General features: G+C 69.0%; 22 protein-coding genes. 12 read left to right on the plus strand and 10 right to left on the minus strand.

All coding sequences use genetic code 11. The annotated features are described in order from the left end of the window. The first annotated feature begins 51 nt into the window (after positions 1-51). From MKL20_RS04440 to MKL20_RS04450, 3 genes are all read left to right on the plus strand, one after another. Entirely contained in the window at positions 52-684 is a 633-nt protein-coding gene (locus MKL20_RS04440) for a pyridoxamine 5'-phosphate oxidase family protein (RefSeq protein ID WP_244035664.1), read from the plus strand. Positions 685-769: 85 nt separating this feature from the next. After that, a complete protein-coding gene (locus MKL20_RS04445; protein WP_244035665.1) occupies positions 770-1093 on the plus strand; it encodes a hypothetical protein in 324 nt (107 codons plus the stop codon). 86 nt (positions 1094-1179) lie between these two features. After that, positions 1180-1440: a hypothetical protein gene (locus MKL20_RS04450; protein ID WP_243971134.1), complete on the plus strand. Its 261-nt coding sequence runs from the start codon at positions 1180-1182 to the stop codon at positions 1438-1440. 16 nt (positions 1441-1456) lie between these two features. Here the strand turns inward: MKL20_RS04450 and MKL20_RS04455 are convergent, their stop codons facing one another. The 4 genes from MKL20_RS04455 to MKL20_RS04470 form a co-directional block, all read right to left on the minus strand. Beyond that, positions 1457-2131, minus strand: coding sequence for an SOS response-associated peptidase (locus MKL20_RS04455; RefSeq protein ID WP_244035666.1), 675 nt, complete (start codon positions 2129-2131; stop codon positions 1457-1459). Between the two features lie 89 nt (positions 2132-2220). Then, complete coding sequence (locus MKL20_RS04460; RefSeq protein WP_244035667.1) at positions 2221-3699, minus strand: PAS domain S-box protein; 1479 nt, start codon at positions 3697-3699, stop codon at positions 2221-2223. Between the two features lie 369 nt (positions 3700-4068). Further along, positions 4069-5250: a major royal jelly family protein gene (locus tag MKL20_RS04465; RefSeq protein ID WP_244035668.1), complete on the minus strand. Its 1182-nt coding sequence runs from the start codon at positions 5248-5250 to the stop codon at positions 4069-4071. Positions 5251-5345: 95 nt separating this feature from the next. Beyond that, positions 5346-6521 (minus strand): zinc-dependent alcohol dehydrogenase, encoded by a 1176-nt coding sequence (locus MKL20_RS04470; RefSeq protein WP_243971125.1) that lies wholly within the window; start codon positions 6519-6521, stop codon positions 5346-5348. 349 nt (positions 6522-6870) lie between these two features. Between MKL20_RS04470 and MKL20_RS04475 the strand changes: the two genes are divergently transcribed. Then, positions 6871-7983: an alkene reductase gene (locus tag MKL20_RS04475; RefSeq protein ID WP_244035669.1), complete on the plus strand. Its 1113-nt coding sequence runs from the start codon at positions 6871-6873 to the stop codon at positions 7981-7983. Positions 7984-8168: 185 nt separating this feature from the next. Here the strand turns inward: MKL20_RS04475 and MKL20_RS04480 are convergent, their stop codons facing one another. From MKL20_RS04480 to MKL20_RS04490, 3 genes are all read right to left on the minus strand, one after another. Further along, positions 8169-8591, minus strand: a complete 423-nt coding sequence (locus MKL20_RS04480; RefSeq protein ID WP_244035670.1) for a helix-turn-helix domain-containing protein — start codon at positions 8589-8591, stop codon at positions 8169-8171. 83 nt (positions 8592-8674) lie between these two features. Beyond that, entirely contained in the window at positions 8675-9052 is a 378-nt protein-coding gene (locus MKL20_RS04485) for a type II toxin-antitoxin system RelE/ParE family toxin (RefSeq protein WP_244035671.1), read from the minus strand. Between the two features lie 63 nt (positions 9053-9115). Continuing rightward, positions 9116-10444 (minus strand): nucleotide disphospho-sugar-binding domain-containing protein, encoded by a 1329-nt coding sequence (locus tag MKL20_RS04490; RefSeq protein WP_244035672.1) that lies wholly within the window; start codon positions 10442-10444, stop codon positions 9116-9118. A gap of 436 nt (positions 10445-10880) precedes the next feature. On the opposite strand from MKL20_RS04490, the gene MKL20_RS04495 reads away from it, so the two are divergent. The 3 genes from MKL20_RS04495 to MKL20_RS04505 are packed head-to-tail and all read left to right on the plus strand — an operon-like array spanning position 10881 to position 12825. Beyond that, entirely contained in the window at positions 10881-11447 is a 567-nt protein-coding gene (locus tag MKL20_RS04495) for a hypothetical protein (RefSeq protein WP_244035673.1), read from the plus strand. A 17-nt stretch (positions 11448-11464) separates the two neighbouring features. Next, complete coding sequence (locus MKL20_RS04500; RefSeq protein ID WP_244035674.1) at positions 11465-12340, plus strand: hypothetical protein; 876 nt, start codon at positions 11465-11467, stop codon at positions 12338-12340. Next, positions 12316-12825, plus strand: coding sequence for a hypothetical protein (locus tag MKL20_RS04505; RefSeq protein ID WP_244035675.1), 510 nt, complete (start codon positions 12316-12318; stop codon positions 12823-12825). The genes MKL20_RS04500 and MKL20_RS04505 overlap by 25 nt, the downstream gene beginning before the upstream one ends. Positions 12826-12846: 21 nt before the next feature. Here MKL20_RS04505 and MKL20_RS04510 read toward each other — a convergent pair whose 3' ends face one another. Genes MKL20_RS04510 through MKL20_RS04520 form a run of 3 tightly spaced genes read right to left on the minus strand, consistent with a single transcriptional unit; the run spans position 12847 to position 14926 of the window. Next, positions 12847-13479, minus strand: a complete 633-nt coding sequence (locus tag MKL20_RS04510) for a TPM domain-containing protein (RefSeq protein WP_244035676.1) — start codon at positions 13477-13479, stop codon at positions 12847-12849. Beyond that, complete coding sequence (locus MKL20_RS04515; protein WP_244035677.1) at positions 13469-14269, minus strand: TPM domain-containing protein; 801 nt, start codon at positions 14267-14269, stop codon at positions 13469-13471. Before MKL20_RS04515 ends, MKL20_RS04510 begins: the two co-directional genes overlap by 11 nt. A 30-nt stretch (positions 14270-14299) precedes the next feature. Continuing rightward, the gene (locus tag MKL20_RS04520; protein WP_409568112.1) at positions 14300-14926 is read right to left on the minus strand and encodes a LemA family protein; all 627 of its coding nucleotides are present in this window, start codon (positions 14924-14926) and stop codon (positions 14300-14302) included. A gap of 205 nt (positions 14927-15131) precedes the next feature. On the opposite strand from MKL20_RS04520, the gene MKL20_RS04525 reads away from it, so the two are divergent. The 5 genes from MKL20_RS04525 to MKL20_RS04545 all read left to right on the plus strand — a co-directional run bounded on the left by MKL20_RS04525 (position 15132) and on the right by MKL20_RS04545 (position 20289). Further along, on the plus strand, positions 15132-15518 hold the full coding sequence (locus MKL20_RS04525) for a hypothetical protein (protein ID WP_244035679.1): 387 nt from the start codon (positions 15132-15134) through the stop codon (positions 15516-15518). A 128-nt stretch (positions 15519-15646) separates the two neighbouring features. Beyond that, entirely contained in the window at positions 15647-16567 is a 921-nt protein-coding gene (locus MKL20_RS04530; RefSeq protein WP_244035713.1) for a LysR family transcriptional regulator, read from the plus strand. 105 nt (positions 16568-16672) lie between these two features. Continuing rightward, the gene (locus MKL20_RS04535) at positions 16673-17866 is read left to right on the plus strand and encodes a CaiB/BaiF CoA transferase family protein (protein WP_244035680.1); all 1194 of its coding nucleotides are present in this window, start codon (positions 16673-16675) and stop codon (positions 17864-17866) included. Next, on the plus strand, positions 17863-18786 hold the full coding sequence (locus tag MKL20_RS04540; RefSeq protein WP_244035681.1) for a hydroxymethylglutaryl-CoA lyase: 924 nt from the start codon (positions 17863-17865) through the stop codon (positions 18784-18786). The genes MKL20_RS04535 and MKL20_RS04540 overlap by 4 nt, the downstream gene beginning before the upstream one ends. A gap of 177 nt (positions 18787-18963) precedes the next feature. Then, positions 18964-20289, plus strand: coding sequence for an MFS transporter (locus tag MKL20_RS04545; protein ID WP_244035682.1), 1326 nt, complete (start codon positions 18964-18966; stop codon positions 20287-20289). Position 20290 lies beyond the last annotated feature (1 nt).

The raw sequence follows: 20290 nt of genomic DNA on the forward strand, positions 1-20290 counted from the left end.
TCGTTAAGGTCGAAGCAGCGATCGGCCATCGGCGGTTTTCACGAGGGTCTCATGGACAGCGAAACCCGGGATCCCGCGACGATCCGCGACGCGGCGGATCTGCGCGCCCAGTTCGGCGCCGTCGGCCCGCTCGCCGCCGGCAAGGTGCTCGACCACATCGACGGTTACGCCCGCCGGTTCATCGCGCTCGCGCCGTTCCTGGTGCTGGCGAGCGCCGACGCGGCCGGCCAGGCCGATGCGAGCCCCCGGGGCGACGCGCCGGGCTTCGTGGCCGTTCCCGATGCCCGCACCCTGGTGATCCCCGATCGGCGCGGCAACAACCGCATCGACAGTTTTCGCAATATCATCGAGAGCCCCGGAATCGGGGTGATCTTCTTCGTGCCGGGCATCGACGAGACCCTGCGGGTGAACGGCACCGCCGCGGTGACGCGGGATCGCGCGCTGCTCGAACCGATGCGCGCCCAGGGCACGGTGCCGACGGTCGGCCTGGTCGTGCGGGTGCGGGAGGCGTTCTTCCATTGCGGCAAGGCGCTGATGCGGGCGCAGCTCTGGGATCCGGCGCGCCACGTCGCGCGCGACACCTTTCCCAGCCTCGGGCGCATCCTGGCCGACCAGACCGCCGCCTCCGATATCCCGGAGGCCGAGGCGCGGATCGCCGAATCCTACCGCACGCGGCTCTACTGAAGGCGCTGATCCGTCTTGAGAGCCCGGCCTTGCCGCGCTCCGAAGGGAGGGCGATACCCGAGGGGGTGCCGCGAGAGGATCTCTGATGCCCGAGGACATGATGCGCCGCCCGGTCCAGGCCGGAGCCGCCCCGTCCCGCGACGCCGCCGCGCTCGGGGCAGGGGCCGTCGGGGCAGGGGCCGTCGGGGCCGGGGCCGTCGGGGCCTCCGCACTGGGCGCCCTCGCGATCGGGGTTGCGGCCTTCGGGGCGGTGGCGCTCGGCGCCTTCGCGATCGGCCGCCTCTCGGTCGGCCGCGCCCGGGTCGGGGCGCTGGAGGTGGGATCCCTGAAGGTCGGCGCGCTGGAGATCGACAGCCTGACGGTCCGGTCGCTGCGCGTGCTCGATTGCGAGGGTGGGGCCGGGCCCTGAGGATTCGTCCACAGGCTGGCCGGGCGCCACCCGATGGCGTAGCCTCCGCCCCGTCATACCGGACATGCCCGCGAGGTCGGCCCGCGATGAACGAAAAGACCAAGCCCTTTCGCCCCGGCGACGCCGTCGATGCCCTCGGCGAGACGGAGGGCGATTTCGTCCTGCCGCTCTGTCTTCCGAAGCCCAGCCTGCTGATCGGCGAGGATCTCGCCATGATCGTCCTCGATACGATCCACGGCCAGCGGGTCGGCCTGCCGCTCAGCCCGCAGGGGGCGGCGGATCTGCACGCTGTGCTGGAAGAAGCTCTACGGCTGCTGCAGGCGCGGGACGGCGGCTCGATCCAGTAAGCCGCGCGAACCGGTTTTACGTTTCAGGCTCCGCATCCGTCTCGGGGCCGTCCGCGCGCTCGCCCCGGGCGACCTCGCGCATCGCCGAATCCGGCAGCGGGCGCTGCAGCTTGAGCGCGTCCGGGGTCGGAGCCTCGAGCCAGGCCGCCCATTCCTCCGGCTCGGTCAGCAGGACCGGCATCGCCTTCGGGTGGACCGGGCCGACGATGCCGTTGGCTTCCGTGGTCAGGAAGGAGAACAGGCGGTGCTCTTCCGCGACGCGGTCCGGGTTCTCGCGCTTGGTTCCGCGCACGCCGGTCCAGGGCCGCCAGATGCCCGCGAAGGCGAAGAGCGGCCGATCCTCATTGAGGGCGAACCATACGGGCGTCTTGCGCGGCTTGGTGTCAGCGTATTCGCTGAATGCGGTCACCGGCACGAGGCAGCGATGGGCCGGTCCGAGCCAGGGTCGCCAATGCGGGCTCGCCGCGTTGCGGACATTGGTGACGGGATGCTCGCCGAACGCCTTCGGGCCCGGGATGCCCCAGCGCATCATGGCGAGTTCCCGGCCCTCCGCCCCGTTCCAGACCACCGGCGCCATCTGGTCGGGAAAGATCGCCGGCAGCGGCGGCAGGTTGCCGGTGCGGTCGTGGGCGAGCCCGAAGGCGCGGCGCAGCTCGGCGGGGCCGGTGCGCAGGCTGTAGAGGTTGCACATGGGGCTCTCGGGCCGTCCGGGGCGTCGGGAACCGCGCCGCGAACCTGTCGGCCCCGCACGCTCCTCGCACGCGGCCGGGCCGCCCGCAATCAGGCGGCGTTCTGCGCGGCCGCGCGCAATTGCTGTGTGGCACCGTTCGCCTGCTCGGCGGATTGGGCGATGACCCCGAGACTCGCGGTGATCGCGCCGACGCCGCTGGCGGCCGTCTGCATGCTGGCCGACATCTCGCGGGTGACGGCGGATTGCTGCTCGACGGCGGTCGAGATCGCGGTCGCGACCTCGTTGAGCTTCACGATCGTGCCCTGGATCGAGCCGATCGCCTCCACGGCCCCCCGGGTCGCCTCCTGGCTCCCGGCGATCTGCGTGCCGATCTGTTCCGTGGCCCGGGCGGTCTGGTTGGCGAGTTCCTTCACCTCGGAGGCCACCACCGCGAAGCCCCGGCCGGCCTCGCCGGCGCGCGCGGCCTCGATCGTGGCGTTGAGCGCCAGCAGGTTGGTCTGCGCCGCGATGCTCTGGATCAGCGCGACGACCTCGCCGATCTGGGCCGCCGACTGGCTGAGGCCGGCGATGATCCGATGCGTCTCGCGAGCCTGGCCCACGGCCTGCCCGGAAATCTCCGAGGCCTGGACCACCTGCGCGCTGATCTCGGCGACCGAGGCCGCCAGTTCCTCGGCGCCCGAGGCGACCGTCTGGATGTCGCCGGAGACATGCGTCGATGACTGGGCCGCCTGGCCGGCCTGATGCGAGACGCCGGAGGCGGCCTCCGCGATGGCAGCCAGGTCACGCGCGATGGCGCTCTGCAACTCGGCCCGACGCCGGCGCTCCATCACCGCGGCGGTGACGTCGGTGGCGAACTTGACGATCTTGAGCGGACGCCCGTCGCGATCGAAGATCGGGTTGTAGCTGCCTTGAATGAAGACTTCGCGGCCGCCCTTGGCGAGGCGGCAATATTCGTCCGCCTGATACTCACCGCGCCCCAGGCTCTCCCAGAACTGCCGGTACGCGGCGCCCGCCTGGGCCTCCGGGGCGATGAACAGGCTGTGGTGGCGGCCCTGGACCTCGTCCAGCCGATACCCCATCGCAGCGAGGAAATTGTCGTTCGCGGTCAGGATCGTGCCATCGAGTGCGAACTCGATCACCGCCTGCGACCGGTTGATCGCGGCGATCTGGCCCTCGTATCCGATGGTGCGCATCACCTGTTCGGTCACGTCGCTGGCGAACTTGACGACCTTGATCGGCTTGCCGCCCCGGCCCAGGATCGGGTTGTAGGTCGCCTGCAGCCAGATTTCGCGGCCGCCCTTGCCGATGCGCTTGAATTCGCCGGCCTGGAATTCACCGCGCCGGAGCGCCGCCCAGAAATCGCCATAGGCCTGGCTCTCGCGGAAGGCCGGCGCGACCAGCATCCCGTGGGCCTGGCCGCGAATCTCGTCGAGGCTATAGCCGACCGCATCGAGGAAATTCTTGTTGGCCGTCAGGATCGTACCGTCGAGGGCAAATTCGATGACCGCCTGGGACCGGTCGAGTGCTTCCACACGGGCGTGAATATCTCTATTGAATAGTATGCTCATCGGTCGTCAAATCCTCGTAGAATATCTCAACCGCTATGAAACTGATCCCGGACGAACCGAACGTCTGAGGAGAGAAGATGAAATTTTTGCCCTTAATAAAGATTTAAAACCAAGATGCAAATTTAGCACATTTGTTTCATTCTGTTTCCGGGGCCCTGAAATAACGGCGCCATATTGTATTCGTTGAAACGATCGATTGTCAAAATTTGAAGACATCGAGTGGGTGTAAATGGCGGTTACACGCCCTCGATCTGCCCATGTTCAGGCAATGAGCCTTGCCGAGACTGATATTCGCCCCGTCGGCTCGGGGAGACGAACACGTTCAAGCTCCGGGCCGCACCGACAAGCGGCCCGGATTCTTTGCTTATCTCAGCGCGGCGCAGCCGTCGGCTTGAAGCTCCACAGCTCGGTCGGCAGGGCGATCGGAGCGCCCTCCTTGTAGAAGGCGGAATCCTGAATGTGTGAGGTCGTGACGTAGACCGTCCCGTCCGGGCCCTGGCTGAACGTGTCCGGCCAGCGCAGCCGCGGATCCTGCACCAGCGTGGTCAGGCCGGACTCCTTGGCCGCGAGGTCGCGGACCTTGATCGAATCGTCCTGCGGCGAGGTCACGTACATGCGGCCGCCGTCGCGGTCGATGAGCAGCCCGTCGGCCGGTCCGTTCTCGCCCACCGAGGCGATCTTGCCGGTCAGGCTCTTGTCGGCCAGCGTCTCCGGCACGAGGGCCGCCGTGACCCAGCCGGTGAGCGCGTCGGTGGGCAGGCTGTAGAGCGTCTTGCCCTTGATCGCCTGCCAGTAGAGCGTCTTGCCGTCCGGCGCGAGGGCGATGCCGTCGGCCGAGAACTCGACGCCGCGCCCGTCCGGCCGCCGCAGGGGCTTGCCATCATAGGTCACCGTCACGGCGGTGTCGGGCATGGTCGCGGGCACGCCCGCCAGCAGCCTCTTGGCCTTGCCCGAATCGATGTCGACCACCACCAGCGCGCCCTCGGCGCCGGAATCGGTAAGGTAGGCGGTCTTGCCGTCGGGCGAGATTCGCACGTCGTTCAGGTAGGAGCCCTGTGGGGCGACCAGAGGATCGAACGCGATCGTCTTCGCCACCGTGTTGGTCTTCAGGTCGATCGCCACGAGCTTCGGGCCGTCCTTGACGACGGCCGCCATGGCGGGGGCGGCGGCATCGACCACCCAGAGCCGACCGTGCCGGTCGGCGACCACGCTCTGCACGCAGACGAAATGGGTCTTGGGGTCGACCTCGTCCTTGCGGGCGTTGCGCCAGGCATTCCACTCCGCATCGGGGTAGGGGACCGGCTTGCCGTCCTTCAGCTCCGCCACCGAGACCGGGGCATCCTCGGTCCAGCGCGGGAAGTTCACGAAGATCCGGCCGTCCTGCGCCACGGTCACGCCGGTGACCTGATGCTGGAAGCGCGCGACCTGGGTCAGCGCCGCGGATCCGGCCGGCGGCGGCGATGTCGCGGCCACGGGCTCCTGCGCCAGGGCCGGCCCGGCGAGCGTTGAAAGGAGGAGAGGCAGCAGAGTACGGGCGGCCGGCATCGTCATACGGGATCAATCCTGGGCTACAGCGACAGCAGTCAAAGCCCCGGTCCTCGAAGACCGGGGCATCGGAAGTGGCGTCAAACGCACCGCACGCGAACTCAGTTCGGGTGGAAGACGACCTTCACGCAGCCATCGGCCTTGTCGCGGAACGTCTTGTAGAGATCCGGGCCGTCCGCGAGGTTGGTCGAGCGGTGGGTGATCATCGACGTCATGTCGAACTTGCCCTCCTGGATCAGCTTGGTCAGCGTCTCCAGGTAGCGCTTCACGTGGGTCTGCCCGCTCTTGAGGGTTAGGCCCTTCTGGACGATCGAGCCCATGTTGACCGGCACCGGGCCGCCATAGACGCCCGGCACCGAGACGATGCCGCACGGCCGCACCGCCTTGATCGCCTCGGCCAGCGCGTAGGGCCGCTCGGTGGAGGTCAGCTTCTCCTGCAGGGTCGAGAGCACGCCGGTGAGGCCGCCATGGCCGGCGCTGGCCTCCATGCCGACGCAGTCGATCACGCCGTCGGCGCCCTGGCCCTTGCTGATCTCCTTGATCCGCTCGAACACGTCCTCGTTCATGAAGTCGATGACGTCGGTGGCGCCGGATTTTTTGGCGAGGGCCAAGCGCTCGGGCACCGTGTCGATGGCGATGATGCGCCCGGCACCCATGATCTTGGCCGACTGGATCGCGAACAGGCCGACCGGTCCCGCACCCCAGATCGCGATGATCTCTCCGCCCTGGATCTCGCAATGCTCGGCGCCCTGCCAGCCGGTGGGCAGGATGTCGGTGAGGAACAGGACCGACTCGTCGTCCATGCCGTCCGGCACCTTCATGGGCGCCACGTCGGCCATGGGGACGCGCACGTACTCGGCCTGGCCACCGGCATAGCCGCCGGTGAGGTGCGAGTAGCCGAACAGGCCCGCGGTCGGGTAGCCGAACTGCGCGGCTGCCATCGCGCCGTTGCGGTTCGAGCGCTCGCAGACCGAGTAATTGCCGAGCTTGCACTGCCGACAGGCGCCGCAATTGATGTTGAACGGGACGACGATGCGGTCGCCCTTCCGGAACTTGGTGAAGCCCTGGCCGACCTCGATCACCTCGCCCATGAACTCGTGGCCGAGCACGTCGCCGGATTCCATGGTCGGCATCTGGCCGTCCATCAGGTGGAGATCCGAGCCGCAGATGGCGCAGCTCGTCACCTTGATGATCACGTCGCGGGCATCCTCGATCACCGGATCCGGGACCGTGTCGCAGCGGATGTCGTTCTTGCCGTGCCAGCAGAGTGCCTTCATGGCGTCGGTTCTCCAGATGGGGGAAGCAGAGCCGCGGGACGCGGCCTCGCCAGGGCAAGTCCCCGGCCGTCCAGTCAAGTTCCGGTGAGGCGATGCGCGGGGCCAAGCCGCTCGCGACGTCACCTGTCAGGCAAGACCTGCCTCGCGATCCGGTTCCCGCGGCATTCCGAACCGCCGGTCTGCGCCGGCAACGGGCAAGGGCAGTCGAAACGCGGGGGGAACCGAGGCCCGACCTCGGCGGGTTATCGACCACCCATCCCGAGCATGCCGGCGCCGCGATGGCAGCCTTTCGACGGCCGGCGACAGCCGACGCTGCTCGTCCTTCCGAATGTTCCGTATCCGAGGTTTCATGCCGACCAGCCCGATCCTTCAGCCCGTCACCATCGGCGACCTGACCCTCAAGAACCGGGTGGTGATGGCGCCGCTCACCCGCAGCCGCTCCAACACCGAGGGCGTGCCGCCGGATTTCGCCGCCGATTATTACGGGCAGCGGGCCAATGCCGGCCTGATCATTTCAGAGGCGACCAACATCTCACCCCAAGGGGTCGGCTACGCCTACACGCCGGGGATCTGGTCCGATGCGCAGGTCGAGAGCTGGTCGCGGATCGTGAAGACGATCCATGCCAATGACGGGCTGATCTTCCTGCAGCTCTGGCATACCGGCCGGATCTCGCATCCCGAGCTTCAGCCCGGCGGCGCGCTCCCGGTCTCGGCCTCCGCGATCAAGCCCGAGGGGACCGCGTTCACGCAGGACGGCATGAAGCCCCACGTGACGCCCCGGGCGCTCGAGACCGACGAGATCCCGGGGATCGTCGCCGATTACCGGCGCGCGGCCGAGAACGCCAAGCGGGCGGGTTTCGACGGCGTCGAGATCCACTCGGCCAACAATTACCTGCTGGAGCAGTTCGTCCGCGATTCCACCAATAGGCGCACCGACCGCTATGGCGGTTCGATCGAGAACCGACTGCGCTTTCCCCTGGAGGTGGTCCGCGCGGTCACCGAGGTCTGGGGCGGAGGCGCCCGGGTCGGCATTCGTCTGTCTCCCGCGACCACCCAGCCCGGCGAGACGCCGCTCGATTCCGATCCGCACGCCACCTACGGCGCCTATGTCGATGCTTTGAACGGCTTCAACCTGCTCTACGTCCACACGATCGAGGGCGTGACCCAGCAGACCCGCGACGTGCCGGACGGCGTCGACTTCCTCGACCTGCGCCGCCGGTTCAAGGGCGCCTATATCGGCAACAACCAGCTCACCCTGGATCTCGCCGAGACGGAACTGGCCGAAGGCCGGGCCGACCTGTTCAGCTTCGGCCGGCCCTACATCGCCAACCCCGACCTCGTCGGCCGCCTCGCCAGCGGCGCGCCCTTGGCCGAGGCGCCGAAGCCCTATTGGTACGGCGGCGGCGCCAACGGCTATTCCGACTGGCCGGGGATGAACGGGCCGGTGGCGGTTCGGCGTTGACGGGGCGGGATGTGCGATCCGGCGGGGCGCTGCGCTTCGCCGGGCGTGCGCGTTAAACCTGTGAATGTTTCACGGGAAACATTTTCGTCTTCACCCCTTGGCAATCAATTTGGTCGCCCGGAAACCGGATTTCGGCGTCTCCCACAAGTCCGCGCCGCAACGCGTCGCGTGAGATCACTTGGCAATCAGACGACCTTCAGTGACAGCGTCCCGCGGCGTTCGTCCGTCGCGGGACGCAGGGTGATCTCCACGTCATCGCCGAGCGCGCGCATGAATTCCAGCATGCGTTCGAGGGAGAAGCCCAGGACCCGCCCCCGGAGCAGGTTCGACACGTCCGGTTGCTTGGCCCCAATGACAGCGGCGAGTTCGCCCTGAGTCAGCTTCCGCCGCTCCATTTCCGCCCGCAGACGCATGACGATGCGGGCCTTCAGCGCCTCGTCTTCAGGTGCCGGAAGGTCGAGATCCGCGAAGACGTTGCCGCTGCTGATCTCGAACGTCATCGCCTCATCCTGCCCGTGCGGATTGGAGGAGCCACCGGACTTCTCGGCCGCTCTGCCCGTCGAGCCGACCTTGGAGGATCTTGCGATGCGCGTGAGCGAGTCAGGCATGGTGGGTGGCTCCTCTTTAGTATTGGACGACGAAGATGTTTGGCCGAAGGGGCATCCTTCCCCGCACAGCCTACGCCGATGATTCAGCCGGCATTCTCGATCGTCGTCCTCTTCCTGTGATCTTCCCTGGCGGCGGCGAGCCGTTTCCGGATCCGGTCCAAGTCCACCTGTGCCGTCTTTCGACCGGTGATCGACTTCTTCTGGAAGACGTCCAGCACGTACACGAAGCCTGCCAGCTTGACCGTGTAGACGGCTCGAAAGGTATCGCCGTCGAAATTGGTCACGACCTCGACGGCTTCGATCCCCTTCAGCGGTTTCGCGTTGGGATGCTTGCCGCCCTGCTCAGCGTCGGCGATCGCCTGACCGAATTCACGCCGTACCGCGGCCGGCATTTCACGAATGTCGCGCCGCGATGAGGCGACCCAGATAACGATGCGCTGCGGAGCACCAGCATCCGGCATGGCGTTTCCTATAGTCAAACGACTATAGGAAATTCGGTTCCGCTTGACAAGCTCGTTTCGGTCTCACGCCGACTGCGCCAAAGGCACCGCTGCGCCCGTACCATCGCGGCGTACCAAGCCGGAGCGGCCGAGATCATCGATCGCGCCCAAAATCCCGGCCATCGCATCCCGCGCCGTGAATGCCTCCTGCAACGCACCGGCTCGTTGCCGGAAGCTCGGCTCGTCGAGCACCCGTGTCACCGCCGTCCGTAGAGCGTCGGGACTCGGTGTGTTGGTGGCGAGGTTGAGGCCGGCGCCCGACCAGCCGATGCGGGCGTTCACCTCCGCCTTGTCCTCGGTCAGACCGGCCGAGACGATCGGCACGCCGTTCGCCAGGGCCTGAGAGACGCTGCCGTAGCCGCCATTGGTGACGAGCACGCTGACGCGAGGCAGCAATTCGCGGAACGGCAGGAACCTCGCCGCCCGGGTGTTGGCCGGGATCGGCCCCCGCAGCGCCTCGACCGCCCGCCCACCCGTGGTGGCCAGGACCAGCAGATCGTCCCGGTCGGCAAGGGCGGTGAGCGTCGGCTCGACCAGATCGCCGAAATCCGCGTTGGCAAGGGTGCCTTGCGTGACCAGGACGACGGGCTTGCCCAGGGCGTTGGCCTGTTCGAGCTCGGGCCACCAATCCGGCAGGGGCGCGGGCGGGGCCGGGGGCTGGAGCAGCCCGATGAAGCGGACGCCCGGGGGCAGAGCACCGTAATCGTACTCGAAGCCCGGCACGGTCGGCTGGAGGAACAGGTCCGGCAGCACCACGATCGAGTGCGGCAGGGAGGCCGGTAACGGCGGCACGCCCAGCCGGGCGAGCTGAGCGTCGGCATAGGCCCGAACCGGGTTGGTGAAGCCCGCATCCATCCCGGCCTTCAAGGCGGCGTAGCGGGCGAGCTCGGCCTGGTCGCGGGCCGGGGGCAGGCCGAGACCGATCGGGGCATGGTCCGGCCGATCGAGGAACAGGAAGCTGATATTGGCAGTCACGATCGGGGGCCGCGGCGCGGAATCGAGGAGCAGCGGCAGCACCCCGAGGAACATGCTGCCGGCGACGATCACGTCCGGCGCATCCGCGGCGATCAGGGCCCGCAGGGCGGCGGTCTGAACCGGCATCGGATCGATGAAGCGCCGCTCGAACTCGCGCCGGAAGCGTTCCGGGCCGGCCGGCAGCGTCGTCTCGAGAAATCCGGCGGACTCGTTGTCCGCGTAGGGCGCGAAGCGCAGGCCCGCCGCCTCGACCTTCGCCTGGAACGCCGGATCGGTGAGCACGATCACGTCGTCACCCCGGGCGGCGGCGGCGCGACCGATGGCGAGCATCGGGTTCACGTGGCCAGTGAGCGGCGTCGCGGCGATCAGGATCTTCATGGCGGTCTCCTCGGACGATGCCGGCCGTGCTCCGTCGTCTGGAGCCGGCATCCCGCGGGCGGACGTGGTCCGGCCCAAGCGGTCTATGAAGGAGAATCGCCTGTGGACCGGCCGAGTTACCGCAAGGCGCCCGGCTTCGTGCGGCAGCACACAAATCCGGCTCCTCCTGCGTCCCGGCGGAGGAGGTGAGACGGGTCTGCGCCGTCTCACCCGTCGCGTCCCAGACCTTGGCTGTCAGCGCCCACAAGTCGCTTTAATAGTTAATAGCGCTGAACACGCAATAATTCAGTAGAAACCCGAAGTTGACCTGCGCGTCGACGCGCCAACATATCAGTTTCTATTGATGGCCCCAATAACTTGGTTAGCGCCATTCAATGCCGAGCTGCCTATTCAGGATCCGCGTGCCGTGACGTCAAGAATCGGGGTGGAGGGGGCAATGATGGAACGCCTATCGCGTGCTGCCGCTCTCGCCGCCCTGGTCCTGTTCGATCAGATCAGTCCTGCCCAGGCAGAACCCCTCGATGTGATCCGTGACTTCATCTGCCAGCCCCTCAGGTCTCGCAATGCCGGCTCGACGCCGCCCATCTCCGCCTTCGGGCCGCCCCGTCCCAGACACTTCGCGAGCCTGGATGCCCTGCTCAGAGGAGATCCGTTCGCCCGCACGGTGACCTGTTTTGGAGGAGGGTCGGCCTTCCCGGGGTTGCTGTCGCCGCCGTCCATCGCCTCGGCCACGGCCGGCGCGTCCTATGTGGTCAAGAGCGCCACGTTCGGCGGGGCGGGCGGCGGCTCGCGGGCAGGCGGGCACACGGTGACCGGCCCCGTTGCAGCGGCCTCGTACGGGGCTGACGGCGCCTTTGCCGGCCTCTTCTCCCTTGAAGCCGGTTCCGGCGGCCATTCCGGCGGTGCGCCGGCTCCTGAGATCAACGCGGTGCTGGGTCTCGCCCTGGCGGGAGGCACCGTGGCCTTCCTCCGGCGCAGGCGCCGCGCCCCGGCCGCCTTTTGAGCGCCCGGATGGCCGGGGTGCTGACACGACCTGGCATGGGCTGGCCGATCGAGGCGGCGCGCGCCGCGAACTGGCCCGTCCAGGCCGCGAGCTGGAACCTGCTGATCTTCGGCTGCGGCACGGCTGCTTCAGCCGCGTTGCAGCGCCTGCTGCTCGAACCCGACCCGGGCCTCCAGCGCCTCGTCGAACTCAAGTTTGGCGAGGTGTTCGCCACCCTCGCGACCGCGGCGATCCTCTTCGCGGCGCGGCACCGTAGGCCGGCGCTGACCCGGACCGACCTTGCTATCCTGATCGCCTGTGCGCTGAGCTGGTTCCTGCCCGAGCCCCACGCGGTCTATGCCGGCATGACGCTGGCCGCGGCCTGGCTCCTCGCCCGGCGCGCCCGGGACTGCGTGCTGGCCGATATCGGGCAGATCTGGCTCGCCCTGTCGCTCTGCGAATTGTGGAGCAAGCTCGTCTTCAAGATGTTCTACCACGCCATCGAGCCGTTCGAGGTCGCCGTGATGGCCTGGGTCGGGCGCGTCGTCTTCCCTGGGCTGCAGGCGAGCGGTGTCTATCTCAGCGCCCGCCCGGACTGGTCGATCGTCATGCTGGAGGGCTGTTCGGCCTTCCACAACCTGTCGCTGGCGGCGCTGATCTGGCTGTGCGTGCTCAAGATCGCCGGCCGGGCGGTCACCCGAGGGACGCTCGGCGCCCTGGCGGTGAGCGCCGTCCTGGTGGTGGCGATCAACATTGCCCGGATCCTGGCGATGCTCCCCTCCGCGGAGGCCTACCGCTACTGGCACGACGGGGCCGGCTCGGTCACCGTGGCGCTGGTGTCCGTGGCGGCGTCGCTGCTGCCGATCGTGCTCCAAGTCGAGAGGACGTCGTGCCCACTCGCGCGACCCGCCTGATCAACGCCGACCGGGCGGGGCTGGCCGCCCTGTGCCTGCTGCTCGCCCTCTCGGTGTCGGTGCGGGTCCAGGCCTACGGGAACCCGGCGCCCCCGGAGCCGGCCGACGCGGTCGCGGTCGATCTCGGGGACGGTGTGGTTCTGCCGCGCGCCGAGGCCGTGCGCCGGCTGGTCTGGACCGGCACCTGCCGGCTGCCGGTGACGGCCGACTTCGTCGAGCCTTCGCCCCATGGCGCCGACACGTCGCTGGCGGCGCCCCGCGATCCGAATGACCGCGTCGCCTACGTCTATCGGGGCTGGACCCTCGAAGGTCCCCGGGCCGCGATGCAGCTGAGCGTCCTGTATTTCATGCGCCGGACGGGCGCAGTTCTGGGAATGAACGGGGCCGCAGCGCGGCACGAATGGGCCGTGAAGCTGGTCGTGCCGGCGGGTTGCGACGCCTCGCCCGAGGAGGCCATGGCCGCACTGCGGCGCATCCGGGGCTAGAGTCACTCTCCAGACGCGATCCTAATCCGCGACGATCACCCGGTTCGGCAATTCGTCCGGATCGTGCGGGCCGGCCGGCAGATGCTCGGCCAGGCAGGCGCCGATGCGCTGCACCGCCTCGGTCAGGCCGCCCTCGATGTCGCCCCGCGCCAGGGCGCGGGTGAGGTCGGCCAGGATCCCGTCCCAGGATTGCGCCGGGATGCGCTGGAGCACGCCGAGATCCGTGACGATCTCGGCATGGCGCTCGGCCAGCGACAGGTAGAGCAGCACGCCGGTGCGGGACCGGGTCCGGCTCAGGCCCCGGGACCAGAACGCCCGCTGCCCGGCCTCGCGGGCCCGGGCGCTGCGCAGCCGGCGCGGCACCAGGGCGAGGCGCAGCCGCTCGATCTGGCTCAGCCCCAGGATTGCGGCGACCAGGGCCGCCTGCGCCAGCAGGATCGCGGTGGCGCTCCAGCCGGTCAGCGCGATCAGCGGCCAGGGCAGGATCAGCGCGGCGATCAGGGCCGTGAGCAGCACCACCGAGCGGTAGGCGCCCGCCCGCCGGCTGACCATCACGACGATCTCGCCGGACGTGCCGGCTTCGGCCCGGGACACCGCCGCGGCGAGGCGCTCGCGCGCCTCCGGAGTGAGCACGTCCGCGATCCTACCAGTCACCCGAGGCTCCCCCGCCGCCCGACGAGCCGCCCCCGCCGGAGAAGCCGCCGCCGGACGATCCGCCATCCGAGAAGCCGCCGCTCCAGCCACCCGAGCCGGGACCGGGCAGGAACACGATGCCGCCGCCGCGTCCGGCCCGGCCGGTGCCGCCGCGGTTCATGCGCCAGGCCACGAACAGCACGATCAGGAACAGGATGACGAAGACCGCGACCTGCGTGGGATCGACTTCGTCGGCGCGGACCTGCGGCTTGCGCTGCCAGTCCTGCGCGTCCCCCGACAGGATGCCCAGGATCCCGTCGATCCCGGCATCGATCCCGCCGTAATAATCGCCGGTCTTGAACCGCGGCGTGATCGCGCTGGCGATGATCACCCGGGAGAGCGCGTCGGTGAGCGCGCCTTCGAGGCCGTAACCGACCTCGATCCGCACCTTGCGCTCGCTCGGCGCCACCAGCAGCAGGGCGCCGTTGTTGGTCTTGGCCTGCCCGAGCTTCCAGTCCCGGAACAGGCGGTTGGCGAAGTCCTCGATGGTCGTGCCCTGGAGGTTGGGCACGGTCGCCACCACGACCTGATCCGAGGTCTTGTCCTCGTGCGCCTTCAGCTTGGCCTCCAGCGCCTGGCGCTGGTCCGGCGTCAGGATGCCCGCGCCGTCGACCACGCGCCCGGTGAGCGGCGGGAAGGTCAGGTCGGCGGCCAGCGCCCCGACCGCGTAGACCGCCAGGCACGCGAACAGGACGACCAGGGCGAGGAAGAGCCGCACCAGCGTCCCGGTGCTCAGGCCCATGAGTCGCATCTACAGGAGCCGCATTGAAACGCGCCGCCTCTAGAACTTCACGTTCGGCGGCCGGTCGGCATTCGGGGTCGCCGAGAACGTCTCCATCGGCTTGGCCTCGGGATAGAGGATCGCGGCGATCCAGCGGCCCGGGATGGTGCGCAGCTCAGTGTTGTAGGCCTGGACCGTGCCGATATAGTCGCGCCGCGCCACGGCGATGCGGTTCTCGGTGCCTTCGAGCTGCGATTGCAGAGCCAGGAAGTTCTGGTTCGACTTCAGGTCGGGGTATTTTTCCACCGTGACCAGCAGCCGCCCGAGCGCGCCCGAAAGCTGGTTCTGGGCGTCCTGGAATTCCTTGAACTTCTGCGGGTCGCTCACCGTCGAGGCGTCGACCTTCACGCTCGACGCCTTGGCGCGGGCCTCGGTGACGCCGATCAGCACGTCCTTCTCCTGCTGGGCATAGCCCTTCACGGTCTCGACCAGGTTCGGGATCAGGTCGGCCCGGCGCTGGTACTGGTTCTGCACCTCGCTCCAGGACGACTTGGCCTGCTCCTCCAGGGTCGGCACGCGGTTGATCGCGCCGCAGCCGGAGAGCCCGGTGGCGACCAGCAGGATCGTGAGCGCGCCGAGAAGGCGCGCCGCCGCGGATGTCGGGCGCAGGGCGCCGGCGTTCAGCATCGAGACCATTCAGGCTAACTCCCGTCCGGGCCAGGCCCGGTACACCGATCACAGTTCCGAGAGATAAGGGCGCGCCTTGTCAAGGTAAGGGCCTCGGCAACGGGCGGGACAGGTGCGCGTTCGAGACAGCAGCGTCCCGAACGGTGGTCGGCCTTCGGAAAAGGACGACGCCCGATCCAGGCTTGAAATCACACGGAGACCGGGGATGGATGCAGAACTCGCCGACCACGTCAGGGCCGCCGCGGCGGCGGCGCGGCGCCACGCCCTCGCCTTCCGGGCGCCGGCCGACAAGGACGCGCTGCCCTGGTCGGTGATCGAGGCCTTCGACGCGAAAGTCCGCGGCCATGTCGAGCGCGACAGGCGGATCGAGGAGGAGCGCGACCGGGTGCTGATCGCGGCCGTGAACCTCGCCGAGACCCCCGTCGAGGAGGGCGAGGACGCGGTCGCGGCGGCCCGGACGCATCTCATCGACGCCATCGACTTTCTGGAGCAGGCGGTCCTGCGCTTCGGCCTGGTCAACCGGCAGGGGGCGAAGCTCGGTCACGGCACGCACGGCCAGCCGGTCGGCGCCCGGGACTGGCGCGGCCCTTAGAGCGCTCTCCGCCGAAGTGGACACCGGTTCGGCGTTAGAGAGCGCGGCTAGACAAGGACTGAGAGCCGTTCCCTGTCGCAACGCGATCGGGAACGGCTCGAAGAGGCCGCGAAGAAAGGATCCTGAGCATTCGCGAGACGCTTCCCACCGCGGCGACCGTCAGCCGCCTCGACCTCAAGACGCTGCGCCTGTTCGCGGCGATCTGTGAGGCGGGGACGCTCAACGGCGCGGCGCGTCGAGCGGCGATCGCCCCCTCGGCGGTGAGCAAGCGGCTGGCCGAGCTGGAGCACGCCCTGGGCTGCGCGCTGCTCACCCGCGAGCCGCGGGGCATGCGCCTGACGCCGGCCGGCGAGACCCTGCTGCATCACACCCGCCGGATGCTGGCGAGCGCCGAGCAGATGGCGCTCGAACTCGCTGAGCACGCGCACGGGGTGCGCGGCTTCGTGCGGATGCTCGCCAATCTCTCGGCCATCGTCCAGTTCCTGCCCGAGGACCTTCAGGTCTTCCTGGCCGCGCAGGAGCGGATCCGCGTGGACTTGGCGGAGCGGCCGAGCGGCGGCGTGGTGCTCGGCGTCGAGGAGGGCGTGGCCGATCTCGGGATCTGCGCCGGCGGCACCGATACCCGCTCGCTCACCGCCTATCCATATCGCGGCGACCGCCTAGTCCTGGTGATGCCGGCCGACCATCCCTTGAGCGGGCGCGGCGCAATCGCCCTCGCCGACACCCTCGACTACGATCATGTCGGCCTGCACGTCGAGAGCTCGATCTACGCGGCCCTGCGGGACGAGGCCCGGCGCCTCGGGCGCCCGCTGCGCCTGCGGATCCACGTGCCGAGCTTCGACGGGATCTGCCGGATGGCCCAGGCCGGGATGGGCCTCGGCACGATCCCCGAGGGGGTCTACGCCCTGCTCGGTCCGCAGATGCGGCTCGCCGCGGTGCCGCTGACCGACCCGTGGGCCACGCGGACGCTGACCCTGGTGGTCCGGCCCGGCGCCCTGCCGCCTGCCGCGGCCCTGCTCCTCGACCATCTGCGCACGGCCGGAGGCTGAACGTCACCTGCGTTCGCATTCGGAGAACGCAGGCTGGCGCATGACGTTTGGACATCGCCCAACCGCTGGTCGTATCCTTCATGCAAAGACAGGGAGAGAACGACGGTGTCAGGTCCGCTCAGCGGGATCCGTGTGCTGGAACTCGGCCAGCTCATCGCCGCACCCTTCGCTACCAAGCTCCTGGCCGAGTTCGGTGCCGAGGTGATCAAGGTCGAGTCGCCCGAGGGCGGCGACCCCCTGCGCACCTGGCGCAAGATGCACGGCGACACCTCGCTGTGGTGGTATCTCCAGTCGCGCAACAAGAAGTCGATCGCCGTCAACCTCAAGACGCCGGAGGGGCTCGACATCGTCAAGCGCCTCGCTAGCAGCGCCGACGTGGTGGTCGAGAACTTTAGGCCCGGCGGCCTGGAGAAGCTGGGTCTCGGCTGGGACGTGCTCTCGGTCCTCAACCCCAACCTCACGATGGTCCGCATCTCCGGCTACGGCCAGACCGGGCCGTACCGCGACCGGCCGGGCTTCGGCGCCATCGGCGAGGCCATGGGCGGGCTGCGCTACACCACCGGCTCCCCCGACAGCCCCCCGGCCCGGGTCGGGGTCAGCATCGGCGATACCCTGGCCTCGCTCCACGGCGTGATCGGCGCGCTGATGTCGATCCTCAACGTCAAGGTCAACGGCGGCGCCGGGCAGGTGGTGGACGTCTCGCTGGTCGAGAGCGTGTTCAACGTCATGGAGAGCCTGGTCCCCGAATACGACCTGCTCGGCGAGATCCGCACCCGCACCGGCGGCGCGCTGCCCGGCATCACCCCGTCCAACACCTATCCGACCCAGGATGGCGGCTTCGTCGTGATCGCGGGCAACAGCGACCCGATCTTCCGCCGGCTGATGAAGGCCATCGGCCGTCCCGACCTCGCCGAGGACCCGCGGATGCGCTCGAACGACGGCCGCTCGCAGCACGCCGCCATGCTCGACGGCGTCATCGGCGACTGGTCGAAAGCGCGGAGCGTCGACGACGCCCTGGCTGCCCTCGACGCCGCGGACGTGCCGGCCGGCCGGATCTACTCGGTGGCCGACATCGTCGCCGATCCGCACTACCAGGCCCGCGACATGATCCTCCAGGCGGAGCTGCCCGGCGGCACGCAGGTGAAGATGCCCGGCATCGTCCCGAAGCTCTCGGGCACCCCCGGGACGGTGCGCTGGCAAGGGCCGGCGCTCGGCGCCCATACCGATGCGGTGCTGGCCGATCTCGGCCTCGACGCGAACGCGATCCAGACGCTGCGCGATGCGGGAGCCGTCAAATGAGCGACGACACGATGCTGGTCCAGGAGGTCGCCCCCCGCGACGGCCTCCAGATCGAGGCGGCCTGGATCGAGACCGCCGAGAAAATCGCCCTGGTGAACGCGCTCTCGGATGCGGGTTTTTCCCGGATCGAGGTCTCGTCCTTCGTCTCGCCCAAGGCGGTGCCGGCCCTGCGCGACGCCTCCGAGGTCTTTTCGGGGATCCGCCGCCGGCCCGGCACGGTCTATGTGGCGCTGGTCCCGAACCCGAAGGGGGCCGAGCGGGCCCTCGCCGCCGGGGTCGACGAGATCAACCTCGTCGCCTCGGTGAGCGAGACCCACAACCGCGCCAATATGGGCATGAGCCCGGACGACTCGATCGCCGGGTTCTCCCGGATCATGGAGACCGTGAAGGGCGCGTCGGTCCTGACCAACGCCACGGTGGCGACCGCCTTCGGCTGTCCGTTCGAGGGCGACCAGCCGGTCGACAAGGTGGTCGCGCAGGTGGAGCGCTATCGCGCGCTCGGCATCACCGGCGTGACGCTGGCCGACACCACCGGCATGGCCAATCCGCGCCAGGTCGAGCGGCTTGTCGCCCGTGTGCTCGCCATCGTCCCGGCCGAGCACCTGACGCTGCACTTCCACAACACCCGCGGGGTCGGCCTCGCCAACGTGCTGGCGGCCTGGCAGGCCGGGGCGCGCCGCTTCGATGCGGCGCTCGGCGGCCTCGGCGGCTGCCCGTTCGCCCCAGGCGCCACCGGCAACATCTGCACCGAGGATCTGGTCAGCATGGCCCACGAGATGGGCATCCGCACCGGCCTCGACCTGTCGGCCTTGATCGCCCTGTCCCGGGACCTGCCGCGGCTCGTCGGCCACGCGGTGCCCGGCCAGGTCGCCAAGGCCGGCCGTCCCTGCGATCTCCACCCGGTTCCCCGGGCCGCCTGAGCGAAGGGCGGGCTTAGCCCGATGCATCGGGGGCTCCGCCCCCGAACCCCGCCAAAGGGCTGAGCCCTTTGGAAACCCGTGACTTGAGACACCGCGTGATGAAACCGCCCACCTGAAGGCGGTCCCACGCAGCTGCCCCCCGTCTTCGACGGGCGGACCTATCGAGGGAGGAACACGATGGCCATCGCGGTGACCGGCGCGTCCGCGCGCCCAGAGGACGTGACCGAGGCCGGGATCGTCCGGAAGGTGGCGTGGCGGCTGATGCCGCTGATCATGGTCTGCTACCTGTTCGCGTTCTTCGACCGGATCAACATCAGCTTCGCCAAGTTCCAGCTGCAGAGCGACCTCGGCTTCAGCAACGTCGCCTACGGGCTCGGCGCCAGCATGTTCGTGGTCGGCTACGTCATCTTCGAGGTGCCGTCGAACCTGTTCCTCTACCGGGTCGGCGCGCGCCGCTGGATCGCCCGGATCATGATCTCCTGGGGGATCGCCACGGCGCTGATGATCTTCATCCGCACCGAGTGGCACTTCTACACCCTGCGCTTCATCATCGGCGCCATGGAGGCGGGTTTCGCGCCCGGCATCCTGTACTACCTGACCTTGTGGTTCCCGGCCTCGCATCGCGGGCGGATCACCTCGTTCCTGTTCGTCGCCTCGGCCTTCTCGGGGATCGTCGGGGCGCCGGTGGCGGGCCTGATCCTCGGCGGGCTCAACGGCGTCGCCGGGCTCGCCGGCTGGCAATGGCTGTTCCTGGCCGGCGGCCTGCCCTGCCTCGTGCTCGGCGCCCTGGTGCTGATGCGCCTCGACGACCGGATCTCCGATGCGCGCTGGCTCTCTGAGCCGGAGAAGGAGCTGCTGTCCGCCCGGATCGCCCACCACAACCGCGAGATCGGCGACCATTCGCTCCTCGGGGCGCTGCGCCAGCCGGGCTTCCTGATGATCGGGCTGGTCTACTTCCTCCTCCAGATCGGCTCCTACGGGCTGAACTTCTGGGGGCCGGACCTGATCAAGACCGCCAGCGGCAGCAGCGCGGCCTATGTCGGCTTGCTGACCGCAATCCCCTACATCTGCGGGGCGATCAGCATGGTGGTGGTCGGGCGCCTGTCCGACGCCTCCGGCGAGCGCCCGAAATTCGTCGCCGCGCTGGCGATCGCCGCAGCCATCGGGTTCTTCTCCGCCGGCTTGTTCGACCGGCAGATCGTGCCGCTGATGATCGCGCTGGCGCTGCTGGGATCCGGGATCGTCGCCTCGATCCCGACCTTCTGGACCCTGCCGGCCAAGCTCGTCACCGGCGTCGGTGCGGCTGGAGGCATCGCGCTGATCAACACCCTGGGGCAGTTCGGCGGCATCGTCAGCCCGGTGATGGTCGGCTGGGTCAAGGACCTGACCGGATCCACGACCCCGGCCCTCTACGTCATCGGCTCGCTTTGCCTCGTGGCGGCCGCCCTGCTGTTGTTCGCCATGCCGGCGAGCCTGCGCCGGAGCGATCGCGGCCCTGAATAGG

The sequence above is a fragment of the Methylobacterium sp. E-066 genome, assembly GCF_022829635.1.
Lineage (GTDB): Bacteria > Pseudomonadota > Alphaproteobacteria > Rhizobiales > Beijerinckiaceae > Methylobacterium.